The organism is Lwoffella lincolnii (assembly GCF_002014765.1).
GTDB classification, from domain to species: Bacteria; Pseudomonadota; Gammaproteobacteria; order Pseudomonadales; family Moraxellaceae; genus Psychrobacter; species Psychrobacter lincolnii.
Genome location: NZ_MUYT01000007.1, coordinates 141295 through 155578 on the forward strand (window position 1 = coordinate 141295; position 14284 = coordinate 155578).

Annotated in this window: 12 protein-coding genes; 7 read left to right on the forward strand and 5 right to left on the reverse strand. The window is 44.0% G+C overall.

The genetic code is table 11. The features are described from left to right. Nucleotides 1-83 precede the first annotated feature (83 nt). The 3 genes from phbB to radC form a co-directional block, all read right to left on the reverse strand. Nucleotides 84-851 (reverse strand): acetoacetyl-CoA reductase, encoded by a 768-nt coding sequence (gene phbB / locus B0682_RS06000; protein WP_143823302.1) that lies wholly within the window; start codon nucleotides 849-851, stop codon nucleotides 84-86. A gap of 205 nt (nucleotides 852-1056) precedes the next feature. Next, the gene (locus B0682_RS06005; protein WP_078307398.1) at nucleotides 1057-4134 is read right to left on the reverse strand and encodes an acyl-CoA dehydrogenase; all 3078 of its coding nucleotides are present in this window, start codon (nucleotides 4132-4134) and stop codon (nucleotides 1057-1059) included. 197 nt (nucleotides 4135-4331) lie between these two features. Further along, nucleotides 4332-5012 (reverse strand): RadC family protein, encoded by a 681-nt coding sequence (gene radC / locus B0682_RS06010; RefSeq protein WP_078307400.1) that lies wholly within the window; start codon nucleotides 5010-5012, stop codon nucleotides 4332-4334. Between the two features lie 122 nt (nucleotides 5013-5134). On the opposite strand from radC, the gene B0682_RS06015 reads away from it, so the two are divergent. Continuing rightward, nucleotides 5135-5845 carry a YdcF family protein gene (locus B0682_RS06015; RefSeq protein WP_078307402.1) on the forward strand — a complete coding sequence of 237 codons (711 nt, stop codon included), beginning with the start codon at nucleotides 5135-5137 and terminating at the stop codon, nucleotides 5843-5845. Between the two features lies 1 nt (nucleotide 5846). Further along, nucleotides 5847-6104, forward strand: a complete 258-nt coding sequence (locus B0682_RS06020) for a YfhL family 4Fe-4S dicluster ferredoxin (protein WP_078307404.1) — start codon at nucleotides 5847-5849, stop codon at nucleotides 6102-6104. A 134-nt stretch (nucleotides 6105-6238) separates the two neighbouring features. Here the strand turns inward: B0682_RS06020 and B0682_RS06025 are convergent, their stop codons facing one another. Then, nucleotides 6239-6844, reverse strand: a complete 606-nt coding sequence (locus B0682_RS06025) for a tetratricopeptide repeat protein (RefSeq protein WP_240494893.1) — start codon at nucleotides 6842-6844, stop codon at nucleotides 6239-6241. Between the two features lie 644 nt (nucleotides 6845-7488). Here B0682_RS06025 and B0682_RS06030 point away from each other — a divergent pair. From B0682_RS06030 to B0682_RS06045, 4 genes are all read left to right on the forward strand, one after another. Beyond that, the gene (locus B0682_RS06030) at nucleotides 7489-8352 is read left to right on the forward strand and encodes an ABC transporter ATP-binding protein (protein WP_078307406.1); all 864 of its coding nucleotides are present in this window, start codon (nucleotides 7489-7491) and stop codon (nucleotides 8350-8352) included. Between the two features lie 216 nt (nucleotides 8353-8568). Further along, nucleotides 8569-9339, forward strand: a complete 771-nt coding sequence (locus tag B0682_RS06035) for a transporter substrate-binding domain-containing protein (RefSeq protein WP_143823310.1) — start codon at nucleotides 8569-8571, stop codon at nucleotides 9337-9339. 81 nt (nucleotides 9340-9420) lie between these two features. Beyond that, a complete protein-coding gene (locus tag B0682_RS06040; protein WP_078307410.1) occupies nucleotides 9421-10269 on the forward strand; it encodes a transporter substrate-binding domain-containing protein in 849 nt (282 codons plus the stop codon). Nucleotides 10270-10420: 151 nt separating this feature from the next. Continuing rightward, nucleotides 10421-11293: an ABC transporter substrate-binding protein gene (locus B0682_RS06045; RefSeq protein ID WP_078307580.1), complete on the forward strand. Its 873-nt coding sequence runs from the start codon at nucleotides 10421-10423 to the stop codon at nucleotides 11291-11293. Between the two features lie 177 nt (nucleotides 11294-11470). Here B0682_RS06045 and B0682_RS06050 read toward each other — a convergent pair whose 3' ends face one another. Next, the gene (locus B0682_RS06050; protein WP_143823303.1) at nucleotides 11471-12910 is read right to left on the reverse strand and encodes an alanine/glycine:cation symporter family protein; all 1440 of its coding nucleotides are present in this window, start codon (nucleotides 12908-12910) and stop codon (nucleotides 11471-11473) included. Nucleotides 12911-13525: 615 nt separating this feature from the next. On the opposite strand from B0682_RS06050, the gene B0682_RS06055 reads away from it, so the two are divergent. Continuing rightward, on the forward strand, nucleotides 13526-14275 hold the full coding sequence (locus B0682_RS06055) for an ABC transporter permease (RefSeq protein ID WP_078307414.1): 750 nt from the start codon (nucleotides 13526-13528) through the stop codon (nucleotides 14273-14275). The last annotated feature ends 9 nt before the right edge of the window (nucleotides 14276-14284 follow it).

Below are 14284 nucleotides of genomic sequence, written 5' to 3' on the forward strand. Positions count from 1 at the left end.
TCATCTAAAAAAACCAAAAAAAACGCATCATGTTTTAATATGATGCGTTTTTTTACTCAGGTTACTGTTTGGTAGGTTGCTATTTAGGACATGTACTGCCCACCATTGACCGATATTGTCTCACCTGTTACAAAGATGGCTTCAGGGCTTATCAAATACATACAAGCAGCGGCAATCTCTTCAGCAGCTGCCAGACGCTCCATGGGAATGCTGGTGCGAATTTTATCAAGTATTTTTTCAGGAACTTTGGCAACCATGGGAGTCATGGTGTAACCGGGGGCAACCACGTTGCAAGTAACGTTGGATTTTGCACCTTCGTGTGCCAATGCTTTGCTAAAGCCAATGATGCCTGCCTTGGTGGCAGAATAGTTGGTCTGTCCGTATTGCCCACGTAAACCGTTCACTGAGCTTATGTTGACGATGCGACCGTGATTTTGTTCAAGCATGCGTAAAAAAACAGGGCGTACCACGGTATACAATGAAGTCAGGTTGGTATCAATGACTTCTTTCCACTGCTCAAAGGTCATTTTTTTAAAGGTACTGTCACGGGTGATGCCTGCTGAATTGATTAGAACATCGATGCTGTCATATTTGTTTAAGGTGGCTTCTAACAGTTGGGTGGCATCATCATGGTTACTGACATCTAAAGCGATGAATTCAAAATCATCAGGGTTAAAACCATAATCTTCACACCACTGTTGGATACGTTCTGGGTCGTGTTTGCTTAAAGTGGCAATGACTTGATAGCCGTTATCCACCAATTTGCGACAGATGGCAGTGCCGATACCACCCAATGCACCAGTGACTAAAGCGATGGGTTGTTTGTTTGTGTTTGGGGTGTCGTGATTCATGGTTATTTTCTCCATTGCATTGATTGCATGATGTGATTTAAAAACGATTACCACGCAACGCTTGTCCATGACCTTCCTGGCATCGGACAAACATTGCAAAATCAGGTGGTAATGTTCTCATATTAGCCTAAATTTTGCCAAATGCCTACTTTGTTATGTAAATTTGGGTAAATTTGGCATGTGAATTTAGCTTTTTAAAGTTTGACTAATCTTGTGAGCGTTTATTGCGTCTTTGTCGCATACGCATGTTTAAGATGTCCACCGCATCCATTTCACGCTCGCTTAATGGGCTGTTTATATGCTCATTGTCTTGAGATGGCTTTGCCTCGTCAATGGTTGGCTCGTCAATGGCTGCCTCGTCAATGGTTTGATGGGCATAATCGGTCAATGAGGGGTCATCTGTTAGCACCACAGTGGTGTTGCCAAGGTCATTATGGTTAATATGATGATTGTCATTGCCATCGTTATCATCATTGTTTGATATCAAAGAATGGTTTGATGTCAAAGAATGGTCAAAAGACGCTGATGTTGTTTGTTGTGAGTGTAACAATGCTTGTTGTGTTTGAATGGGTGGTTGGGCTTGTGGCGCTTGTGGCATTGGTTGACTTGGTGGTTGACTTGGTGGCTGATTTGATGCCATTGACGTGCCATCATGCACATCAAGGACTGGTGAGTTTGGGTCAGTGATTTGGGGTGATGTGGTTGTTTGCAGATTGCCCATGGTGCGTTTCATATATGCCGTCAGATTGTTGATGGCGTTTTCAGGGCTATGTGGGTTATGACGGTACTGTACTTGCGTGAGTGTCTCATCAAACACATCGGTTAACAAGCTGTCAAATCGCAAGCCGTTATAGTCAATTAAGGCTTCTGATTCTTCTTCGCTGATAAATCCTGTCTGCACCGCTGCTACCACATGGTCTTCAAAGCTGATGCCAGTAAATTGCCCTTTGCTTTCGGCTTTTTTAAAGCGTTTCCATAATGGTTCAATGGCAAGCAGTTTTTGGTAGGCGTTTTCTAAGCGTCCTGTTACGTCATCGGCGTCAGTTTGATAATAGACCATGGTTTTAAGTTGCTGACGAAAGGGATTATCATCAGCATCGGTCAGCCACAATGAGCCAAGTTGGCGACGCTGTTCATCGGTGGGTTTGGCAAACGAGCGACCAAGTGGGAAGGTCAACAACTTAACCAACGTGGCTGGTAGGCGGTTGGGAAAATTGGCAAACAAATCAAAACATGCTTCTTGAATGGCATATAATGCGTTATCCAATGCCAGCTTGGCATGTTGCTGTTCACTTTGGCTTTGTGAACCGTGGGCATAAAATTGTAGCACGGCTGTCATCATAAACAGTTGTGAGTGGATATCCGCCAATCGCCCTGATAGCATCTCTTTGCGTTTTAAATCTCCTGCTAAAATGCCCAACGCCATGTCAGCGGTGGTGGCAAAAACGGCACTTAGGCGGTTAATATGGCGATAATAAGGCTTGCTAAAATGGTCAGCAAATGGAGGACTGTCGTTTGCACCACCAAACAACCCTGCCACAAAAGCGGTGGCAGCACGGTTGGCACTGTAAGATAAATGTTGGGTTAACAGTTTATCAAAGTCAGCCAAGGTTTTGTCAGTTGGCTTGGTTTGTAGTAGTTGTAGTTCATCGTATAGGTATGGGTGGCATCGCATTGCCCCTTGACCAAATATCATTAATGAACGGGTCAAGATGTTTGCCCCTTCCACGGTGATGGCAACAGGAATGGATTGGTAGATATTTGCCAAAAAGTTGCGTGGCCCTTGTTGAATGCCACGACCACCCACGATGTCCATGGCGTGATTGGTTGAGACACGCATGGTCTCGGTGGCGTGGTATTTTGCCATGGCGGTCATCACCGATGGCGTACCGCCTTGGTCAAGACCGCAAGTAACCAAATGGCGAAAAGCTTCGAGTAGATACGCATTGGCAGCGATGTCACTGCTGACCTCTTGCACGCCTTCAAACTCACCAACACACACCTTAAATTGCTCTCGCACCTTGGCAAATGCCCCTGTGGTGAGATACACCATTTCTGCATTAGCGGTTGATAGGGCAGGCAGTGAAATGCCCCGCCCAACACCCAAGCACTCCATCAGCATTCGCCAACCTTTGCCAGCATTTTTCACCCCACCAATGATAAAATCCAGTGGGATAAACACGTGTGAGCCTGTTACCGTGCCATTCATAAACGGTGAGCCACTTGGCGAATGACGGCCCCCTATCACCACACCCTCATGATCAGCGGGGATTAACGCACAGGTGATGCCATAATCAACTTTATGCGCCTTGTCTGTGTCAATGCCATCTGTGTCAATGCCAAGCTCTTTGGCACAATATTTGGGCAACAACCCATCAGGGTCATATAACTTAAACGCCAAGCCCACCACCGTGGCAATGGGTGCTAAGGTAATCCAACGTTTGGAGAAGTTCATCATCAGCCCCAACACTTGCTTGCCTTGATATTCACCAAAACCAACAATGCCTGTGTCAGGGATTGCCCCAGCATCTGAGCCTGCTTCAGGGCCTGTCAGCCCAAAGCAAGGAATTTCCTTGCCTTTGGCAAGCCCTGGTAGCCATCGATTTTTTTGTTCCTCTGTGCCATATTTCATCAACAGCTCACCAGGCCCTAATGAATTAGGCACCATACAAGTAACGGCGGTGGTAACCGAACGAGAAGCGATTTTGCTCATCACTCGACTTTGGGCATAAGCAGAAAACGCCAAGCCGCCATATTCTTTAGGAATGATAAGCCCCAAAAACCCCTGAGATTTGATATATTGCCAAGCATCATCGCTTAAGCCTTTGTTTTGGTTAATCTGCCATTCATCGACCATGGCACATAGGGTGTTGACTTCATTATCTAAAAAAGCTTGCTCTTGTGCTGTCAATGTGGGGTAGGGATAATTAGCAAATGTCTGCCAATCTGGTTTGCCCATAAACAGCTCTTTTTCCCACCAACTGCTGCCAGCATCTAAAGCTTCTTTCTCGGTATCGCTCATTGGAGGCATGGCAGTACTTAAATGGTGATAGGCAGGCTTGATAATCCAGTTTTGACGAAGCGTATCAATGGTAATCACCAAGGCAGCCAGTAATAACGGTATGCCCAAAAGTAACGACCAAGGGGTCAAAAACCCCGTTACCAAAACCACCACGGCTAAGATGACCGTTGCCATCATACGGGGCGGTTGCCATAAAAATATCAATACCAATGCAACTAACTGTAGTGCAATTACCAACAGCAACCATATCCAAGCAAACATAGACACATTTTCCCAAAAAGCAATCAAATACAAATACTAAAATACCAAGCATTCAACCTTAAATGCTAGCTTAAAGGCTAGTCAGATGGGATTCAATACATACTGGGTAACAAAATGGCCAAATGACCACCAAATAACCAAATGACTACATAAACAGCCAAACAACTCGCCAAACCGCCAAATATTTCAAATAAAACTCAAAAGGGAGAATGACCGCTTTCGGCATAGCTGAAAGTGGCATTTTTGCCAACAATGATATGGTCAATCAAATCAATGTCAATTAACCGACAAGCCTGATACAAATCTTTGGTTAAGCTGTCGTCAGCAACAGAAGGTGTGGCATCTGCTTGGGGGTGGTTGTGAGCGATGATAAGTGATGTGGCAATGTGGCTTAAGGCGTGTTTTAACACTTGGCGAATGCACACCGAACAATGGGTAATCCCACCGACAAACAACACTTGATAATCAATCAGCCTTAACTCACTGTCCAAACAGAGCACCGCAAAAACTTCATTGGGTTGGGTTCTTAACTGTGTTGTTACATAATCTTTGACCAGTTGTGATTGGTTAAGTGGTTGCCCTGTTTTTAGCTGACTGTCCAGATAGCGTTTGCCCATCTCCAAACTTGCCATCATTTGGGCGTATTTGGCAGTGCCAATGCCATGACACCCCAGCACCGCATGACTGGGGGCGGATAACAGCTCTGCCAAACTGCCAAACTGTTCAATCAACCAACGAGCCAGCTCAATGGCGGATTGTTGTTTTGTCCCTGTCCGCAAAAATATCGCCAAAATTTCTGCATCACTTAAAGCAGACGCGCCCAATTTTAATAACTTTTCTCTGGGGCGGTCATCTTCGTGCCAGTCTTTGATTGCCATGAGTTTGTTTACCGTCAGTTTTATGTATGTCAGTTTTGTGTGTTTAGATGAACATGGCGAACACCATATAAAAATGGTACATTTCACCCATCTGAAATCATTATAGTCAATTTTCATGACCTATGGGAAAAATCCACTTTGGCACGGTTGTGCTGTTTCTGTTAGCGGTTGTGTTGTTGTGGCTGGGCATTTATTGGCAACGCCTAGCGGTGTATCGGCGATTAAACCGATGGGCAAATCGCTTATGGTGGCTGGCATGGATAGGATTTGTGGCTTGGGTGGTAAGTTTGGGGTTGTTTTTTGTTGCATTACAACAGCGAATGACAAGTGATGTGGTGCAGTCGCACACACCTTTGTCTGCCATCATTATTTTAGGCTCAGGCACGACAGAAGGTAAGCCCACACCCACGCTGGCAAACCGCTTAGACACCGCCGTTCATGTGTATCACACTCACCCTAAGGCGGTGTTGGTGGTCAGTGGGGGGGTTGCGCGGGGTAAAAACCAAAGTGAAGCAGAAATCATGGCAACCTATCTGACACGCATACATGGTGTGCCAGTGGCTGCCATTCATCAAGAAAGACGCAGTACCAGCACCGAAGAAAATCTAAAATTTAGCCAAGCGATTTTGCACCAGCAGGGCATTGGCTTGCATGACCACATTGCCATTGTTACCAGTGATTTTCATACCATTCGTGCATCTGCCATTGCTCATCATCAAGGCTATGAGCAGGTGAGCATGGTGGCAAGTGCAACACCGTCATCAATCCGTTATAATGCGTGGTTTCGTGAGTATTTTGCCTGTATTAGTGGCTGGCTTTTAGGAGAATATTGACATGGCATTGAAGATAACAACAGACTGCATTAACTGTGACATCTGTGAGCCAGAATGCCCCAATGATGCCATCAGCTATGACCAAAAAGGACAAAAAACTTACGTCATCAACCCTGATTTATGCACCGAATGCGTGGGCTTTTATGATGAGCCCACTTGTGATAAAGTCTGCCCCATTGATTGCATCATCAAAGACCCCGAACGTGTCGAAAGCCCAGAAGCGTTAGAAGCAAAATACCGTAAGATTTGGAATAAGTAACAAATCCCAAATGCCCTAAATAATTGAAATGCCCCAAATAATTGGGGCGTTTATCATGTGCTTGTGATGTGTGAATGCTTGTAATGTGCTGGTTATGTGGCTGTCATATGGAAGCAATGGGAAGCCAAGTTGATTTATTTGTTTTGCAGCCAGCTGGTTGCTTGATTGCGAGCGTTGGTGATGTCTTTTGAGCTTAGGTTGAGTGCCAGCTGACCAATTTTACCACGAGCCTTATTGCGTACTCGCTCATCGAGCATGCCATCACGAGCTGACAAATCATACCATTTATAGGCATCAACCAGTTTTTGTTGCTTTTCTTCAATCATGGCGAGCAGATAGCTGGCACGGTTGTCGCCGTGCATGGTGGCTTTTTCTAGCCAATAGCGAGCTTGTTGTTCATTAACAGGCACGCCTTGCCCCATGGCATACATTTTGCCTAAGTTTAGCTGAGCTGGGATAACGCCCTGGTTAGCAGCACGAGTATACCAATGCACTGCTTTGGCAGGGTCGGGGGTGAAACCTTGTCCTTTTTGTAGGCGTTTTGCCAAATAAAACTGAGCATGTTGGTTATTTTGGTTGGCAAGTTGTACCAACTGTTCAGCACCCATTAAGTCAAAACGAGAGTAATCCAGTGGCACATTTGAGATAAGTTCAGCTTGTGATACACTTGCCAAGCTCAGAACAGCGGTCATCAATACTGCCTTTACTGTCGTCTTAACGGTCATCTTAAAAAACGCCATAAAAATTCCCTATTATCTGTGATAAGCATGAAACGATAAATAAGAAGCTTAATAAACAAAAACTAACATTTGCTGAGCCAACATTAACTTGGCAAATCGATGACTTGGTACATCTAAACACACAATTGAGTGTACAAATGTTAGCCAAAACATACCCCTAGCTTAACATTCCCATTTGCTCAACTCAAACATTTTTTAACCTAAGCCATGCACAATGTTACAATCCATAAAACACCATGATGGCGTAAAATCATAGTGAAATCAACGACTTAGCATTTATTTTTCTCGTATTTTTATATTGTAACGACACAGTAAGATTGTAACCAATTACTACAGCAATACTTAAGTAAGAATGCCTTGACACTTAAGCAAGATTGGCTTTTAGTGTGATAAGCCAGCTGCGCATGTTATCCATTGTTATCCATGACCCAAACGCCCATTTTTATGATTTTAGGTTTTTAATGTGATGACATGTTGTTTAATGTGATGACATGCGATGGCACTTGTGTTTTAATGCTGCTTCAGCGACAATAATTTATCATCATAAACGACTGTCAATTATCGTATCATTGACAGCATAAAATATGGACATTCACCCGCCAACCATTCACCCGCTAACGACGTAAAAATCAATGACGACTGCCATGACTAACTTAATTACCCCAAGCACCATTGCCCCAAACACAAGCGCCCCAAGTACAAGTACCCCAAACACAAGCCCACACTCGCACCCCACTCACTCACGCCCCATTGCGTTACAGTTAGATGATATCCATAAAAGTTATGGCTCACTTGAAGTATTAAAAGGCGTGTCGCTGACCGCTTATGACGGTGATGTGATTTCGATTTTAGGTTCGTCGGGTTCAGGCAAATCTACCTTATTACGGTGTATCAATCTGCTTGAAAACCCATCGCAAGGCAAAATTCACCTAGGCAATGAAGAGTTGATACTAAAGCCAAGCAAATCAGGTGATTTACAAGCCGCCAACAGCAAACAGTTAGATGCTTTTCGTGCCAAAGTGGGCTTTGTGTTCCAAAACTTTAACCTTTGGCCGCACAAAACCATCTTGCAAAACATCATCGAAGGGCCAACTCAAGTCCTTAAAGTCCCCAAAGAGCAAGCCATTAACCAAGCCAAAACCCTGCTGGATAAAGTTGGGCTATTAGACAAACAAGATGCTTACCCTGGTAATTTATCAGGTGGTCAACGTCAACGGGTGGCAATTGCCCGTGCGTTGGCGATGCAACCTCAAGTGTTGTTGTTCGATGAACCGACTTCAGCACTTGACCCTGAGCTGGTTAATGAAGTGCTGGCGGTGATGCGTGAGCTGGCAGAAGAAGGGCGTACCATGTTGATTGTGACTCATGAGATGCGTTTTGCCCGTGAAGTGTCTAGCCAAGTGGTGTTTTTACACAAAGGGCGCATCGAGGAGATGGGGACACCACAAGAAGTTTTTGACAACCCAAAATCAGTGAGAGTACAAGAGTTTATGGCTTCGCATAGCTAACATTCGGCTATGCTAACCATAACGATTTATCATATAAAAGCGTTTGTTTTTAAGCCCTTGCTCAGTTATCATTCGCCTATTTTTTATGGATAATGACATCATATTGACATATGAATTAAGTCAGGGCAAAAAATGATGAATGTAGAAACTGTATCAACAAAAATCGCCAACGGTCTCAAACTTACTAACAGGCTTAAACTTGCCACATTGGCACTGATGAGCGTCATCGCACTCAGTGCTTGTGATGATGCAAGTCATGCCAACCCCACCAAACATACCGATAACAACAGCACAGATGTCAATACCAACCCCCCCACAGGCGTAACCATTCGCATCGCCACTGAAGGGGCATACCCTCCGTTTAACCATACCAATGCAGATGGCAGTTTGGGCGGTTTTGATGTTGATGTTGCCAACGCCATGTGCCAACAAATGCAGGCAAATTGCGACATTGTCGCTCAAGATTGGGACGGTCTTATCCCAGGACTATTGGCAAAAAAATACGATGCCATCATCGCAGGCATGTCTGTTACCCCTGAACGCCAACAACGACTAGACTTTACACAGCCTTATTTTGCCAATACCATGGTATGGATGGCTGCCAAAGATAAGGGGTTTGATGTCAATAACATCAATGGCTTTAATTTAGGTGGTCAACGCTCCACAACGCCGGGGGCATATTTGCTTGAGCATTATGATGGCAAAAATGGCAACCAAGTCAATCTTTATGATTCGTATGAAAATGCTTATCTGGACTTGGCATCAGGCCGCAGTGATGCCGTGCTTGCTGAAAAAGTCTCAGCACAAACATGGCTTAAAGACAATGCTCACTTCACAATCGTGGGTGATGAAATTGATAACAATGACAACATCGCTGTTGCTGTGCGTCAAGCAGATGCTTTAAAAGAAAAATTTAATAAAGCATTGACGGAACTTAAAAACAATGGCAAATTAGCACAACTTGAGCAGCAACATTTTGCTCAATGATTTGCTTACTTGCAGTCTGGCGTATGTTGCTATACGATAACAGCATCACATAAATGGTTTAACAATGAATAGGGAAATTTTATGACAAATTTATCTGGCGTATTGTCTCACAAAGCCTTCACACTGACAGCTTGCTTGGCAGGCTTGGTATTGGTTGGTTGTAACAACAGTCAAAACACCGCCACAGACACCACCAGCACGGACACCCCTGCTGGTGGTGATACCCAAGGTGAGGTTATCGGCGATGTTATCAAAGTGGCAACCGAGTCTAGCTATCCTCCCTTTAGCTATATAGATGCCAGTGGTAAAGAAGTGGGATTTGAGATTGACTTAATAAATGCACTATGTACCGAGATGAAGGCCACTTGTGAGATTCGCTCACAAGATTGGGACGCTTTAATCCCTGGGTTAAAATCTAAAAAGTTCGATGTTGCCATTGCTGGCATGTCCATTACCCCAGAGCGTTTGGAAGTGGTTGATTTTACCAATCCATACTTTGAAGCTGGCATTATTCTTATCAGCAAAGTGGGCAGTGGGATTACGTTAGATAATTTAGATGGTAAGGCAGTTGGGGCTCAGCGTTCTACCGTGTCATCTCAATATTTGGCGGATAAATATCCCAAGGCAGACATTCAATTATACGATACCCAAGAAAATGGCTTTATTGACATGACCAATGGTCGTTTGCATGCCATGCTTGTTGATCAAATCATTGGAATAAACTGGTTAGGCACAGAAGCAGCATCGGACTATGAGCAGGTTGGTGAAATTATCTCCACAGGTAATGACTCCATGGGCATTGCCGTGCGTAAGGGTGATCCGCTTAAAGGCAAGTTTGACATGGCATTAGATGCCATTCGTGCCAATGGAACGTATGACCGCATTAATAACGAATATTTTGGTGAGGCAGGTGCTGTGCCTACTCAATAATTTATAAATTTACATCAGATGCCGTTTGACTTTAGTGCAAATTGCAAATGGTGTGAATCCTTTTTTTGTTAGATATGTTAGATATAAGGAAATGTCTATGTCAAAATCCATACTAAAGCCAATATCCAGTGCCTTTTTATTGAACTGGTCAATGAAAGGTAAATCCGTGGCGTTGTTGACAACTGTTTTATTTGGCTTAGGCTTAACTGCTTGTTCGCCTAAAGACAATGCAAGCACAGGCGACGTTGCTGGCTCAACAAATGATGCTGCTGTGTTACGCATCGCCACCGAAGGGTCATATGCCCCCTTTAACTTTACCAATGCTGACGGCAGTTTGGGCGGATTTGACATCGACATTGCCAATGCCCTGTGTGATGAAATGCAGGTTAAATGTGACATCTCTGCCCAAGATTGGGAAGGTATCATTCCAAGTTTAAAAACAAAAAAATATGATGCCATTGTTGCTGCCATGTCGGTAACTCCAGACAGACAACAACAGGTGGATTTTACCCAGCCGTATTACACCAATAGCTTGGTGTTTTTGGCAAAAAAAGACAGTCATTTTAACCCTAATGATGCCAATGACATTGCCAATACCGAAATTGCTGCTCAGCGTTCAACCATTTCATCGCAGTGGTTAGAGCAGACACACCCCAATGCCAAAAGTCGCTTATATGATACCTTAAACAACGCCTTTATGGACTTAGGTAATGAGCGGGTTGGGGCGATGGTGTCAGATAAATTGCCTGCTTTGGATTGGTTGGCATCACCAAGTGCTGATGACTTTGAGCTTAAAGGTGGGGATATTGACATCAACGATAAAATGGCAATCGCTGTCCGCCAAGGGGATAATGAATTAAAGGATAAATTCAATGCTGCCCTTGCTGCCATTAAAGCCAATGGTAAATACGATGACATCGTTGCCAAAAACTTCCCGAAACTGGCAGAACATAACACGCACAGTGCCAATACACATGATGCCAATACACACAGTATTGAAGTTGAAGCAAACCCATCGGATTAAATGGCTGCCAAACCAACAGAGCCAGTAAGCAACTAAATTAAGCAATGAAAACAAGCAGCGAAAGTCAATACTGAGCTTGAATGACTGAGCCTGAATGTTTTTTTGGTCAGATTGTTCATTGCACAAAAAATCCCTACTTACATTAAGTGGGGATTTTTTGTGATAATAAGCAGATGGTTAATCGTCCCAAGCATCACGATTGGCTTCATGACGCAATTTTTTAAAGTCATTTGGGTCAAAGGTAGGGTGCTTACCCAATTTTAACTGTCGTTCATAATCTTTTAACACCCTAAAGGCAACAGGTGATAGCCAAACGATGGCAACCAAGTTGATTAATGCCATTAACCCCATGGATAAATCCGCAAAGTTCCATACGGCTTGTAGGTTGGCGATTGAGCCGATGAATATCATCGCCAATACTGCCACTCGCAATATCATCACTGCCACTTTAGCAACCTTAGGTCCTGCAATAAACTCAATGTTGGACTCACCATAGCTGTAGTTGGCAATGATGGTCGTGAATGAAAAGAAGAAAATGGCAACCGCAATAAAGTATACTCCCAAATTACCCACATACTGAGATAATGCCAATTGAGTGAGTTGAATGCCTTCTTGCTCGACATTGGGGTCAACCACGCCAGACAAAATGATGATGGAAGCGGTGGCGGTACAGATGACAAGCGTGTCTATAAACACACCAAGCATCTGCATAAAGCCTTGTGTGGCAGGGTGATTGGGATAAGTCTGAGCGGTGGCGGCAGCATTGGGGGCAGAGCCCATACCTGCTTCGTTAGAGAACAGTCCACGCTTGATGCCATTCATCATCGCTTGGGCGATGGTATAGCCCAATGCCCCACCTGCTGCCTGTTCAAGACCAAAAGCAGATTTAAAAATCAAAGTAATGGCTGATGGCAGTTGGGGTAGGTTGGTGATGATTACAAATACGGCTAATAGTAAGTATAAAATTGCCATCACAGGCACAATCTTACCAGCCACCCTTGCCACTGACCTCATGCCACCAAACACCACAGGGGCAGTTAACAGCACCAGCCCAATGCCAGTTACCCAAGTGGGGATATGAAAGGCTTCGTTGACTGCTTGGGCGATGGTATTGGCTTGTACACCATTAAAAGCCAGACCAAAAGCAGCCAACAAACTCAACGCAAACAAAATTGCCAACCAACGCTGACCAAGTCCTTTTTCGATATAATAAGCAGGGCCACCTCGATAGATGTTATCGGTGTGTGGTACTTTATAGGCCTGAGCCAATGCCGATTCCACAAAGCTTGTGGACATGCCAACCAAAGCGGTAATCCACATCCAAAAAATCGCTCCAGGTCCACCCAAATAAATGGCGATGGCAACACCCGCTAAGTTACCTGTGCCGACCCGTGAGGCCAGTGAAGTCATCAAGGCTTCAAATGAGCTGATGCCACCTGCACGCGCACCGTGGTTGGAGATTTTGAGCAGTTGCCACATATGCCCAAAGTGGCGAATTTGCATAAAACGGGTGGCGACGGTGAAATACAGTCCCACCCCAATCAATAAATAAATGAGTAAGTAGCCCCAAATAATGCCATTACCCCAATCGACAAAAGCATGAAACCAGTCAAACATGGTCATTCCCTAATATTTTAAGACAGATGATGTTTTAAGATGGCTGAATCAATCAAAGGTCTTTATGCACATGCCTTAAAATGCACAATGACACATTAGGGTGCCTAATAGAGAATGGCTAAAGACGCATGGTTGCAAATATTAACATAAAATGTGAGTGTCAGGCGTTATTTGTGTATTTATTTACTTATGTTGCGATATATTAACTTTATTGCGACATATTAAAGTTATTTTGCTGGTTGTTGGTAAATACACACATGGGTGATAAAAAATGGGTGATAAAAAATATTTTGCCAGTGCATATGTTTCCACTGGCTTTTTTGTGCATAATGGGCTAAAAGCAAGACATCAGAGACAAGACATCAAAGACATGGTAATAGAGTAACAGACAAGTCAATGCCCATGATTCGGTATGGACTTATCAGGAAACTTGGCTGAATTTTGTTATTTTTATTTTTACAAAATTTCACAGTGTGCTAAACTCATGTCTTATTTTACAAATTTGTATGGGCAAATTGTCATCTGTGACTTGACCAGTCTTAGGGAGGTTAATGATACAGGTAAGCAAAAATAAGCCTTATGCACTTTCCATGACTGCCACAGAAGAGAACGATTGTGTTTGATTTACAAGGATTTGGGCATTTATTATTTAACGGAGCATGGGTCACCATCAAGTTGGCATTGACCAGCCTCGCCATTGGTATGGTGCTGGGTTTACTCGGAGCGGCAGGTAAACGTTCAAATATTTGGCTGTTTCGCCAGTTTGCTAATTTGTACACCACGGTGATGCGTGGCATTCCTGAACTGCTGTTGGTGTTGTTTTTATATTTTGGCGGTCAGATGATTTTGACGGCTATCCTAGAGTCATTGGGTCATCATGACTATGTTGAGCTCAGTGCGTTTTGGGCTGGGGTGTTGGCGTTGTCGGTGGCATTTGGAGCGTATGCCACCGAAGTGTTGCGTATGGCAATCCAAGAGTTGGATAAAGGACAATGGGAAGCTGCCAAAGCAGTGGGCATGCGTCCTTCGCAAACGTTTTGGCGGATTATTTTGCCACAGGTATGGAAGTTGGCTTTACCTGGTTTGGGTAATTTGTTTTTGGTACTGATAAAAGACACAGCACTGGTATCAGTGGTTGGGCTAAAGGACATCATGTATCAAGCTTCTCGGGCGGCTCAATCCACTCAGCAGGCGTTTACTTTTTATATGGCAGCGGCATTGATTTATTTGGTCTTAACGGTGATTGTTACGGCGGTGATGATGTGGCTTGAATGGCGAGCCAATCCTGCCAAACGTTATCGTTATAGACAAAAACGGCTACAACGTCACTTAAAAAACAAAAATAACCAGCAAGCACAGGCATAGGAGACAGCG

Coding starts and splice junctions, on each gene's coding strand:
- phbB (WP_143823302.1), bottom strand. CDS start 851: ATGAATCACGACACCCCAAACACAAACAAACAACCCATCGCTTTAGTC.
- B0682_RS06005 (WP_078307398.1), bottom strand. CDS start 4,134: ATGTTTGCTTGGATATGGTTGCTGTTGGTAATTGCACTACAGTTAGTT.
- radC (WP_078307400.1), bottom strand. CDS start 5,012: ATGGCAATCAAAGACTGGCACGAAGATGACCGCCCCAGAGAAAAGTTA.
- B0682_RS06015 (WP_078307402.1), top strand. CDS start 5,135: ATGGGAAAAATCCACTTTGGCACGGTTGTGCTGTTTCTGTTAGCGGTT.
- B0682_RS06020 (WP_078307404.1), top strand. CDS start 5,847: ATGGCATTGAAGATAACAACAGACTGCATTAACTGTGACATCTGTGAG.
- B0682_RS06025 (WP_240494893.1), bottom strand. CDS start 6,844: ATGGCGTTTTTTAAGATGACCGTTAAGACGACAGTAAAGGCAGTATTG.
- B0682_RS06030 (WP_078307406.1), top strand. CDS start 7,489: ATGACTAACTTAATTACCCCAAGCACCATTGCCCCAAACACAAGCGCC.
- B0682_RS06035 (WP_143823310.1), top strand. CDS start 8,569: ATGAGCGTCATCGCACTCAGTGCTTGTGATGATGCAAGTCATGCCAAC.
- B0682_RS06040 (WP_078307410.1), top strand. CDS start 9,421: ATGACAAATTTATCTGGCGTATTGTCTCACAAAGCCTTCACACTGACA.
- B0682_RS06045 (WP_078307580.1), top strand. CDS start 10,421: ATGAAAGGTAAATCCGTGGCGTTGTTGACAACTGTTTTATTTGGCTTA.
- B0682_RS06050 (WP_143823303.1), bottom strand. CDS start 12,910: ATGTTTGACTGGTTTCATGCTTTTGTCGATTGGGGTAATGGCATTATT.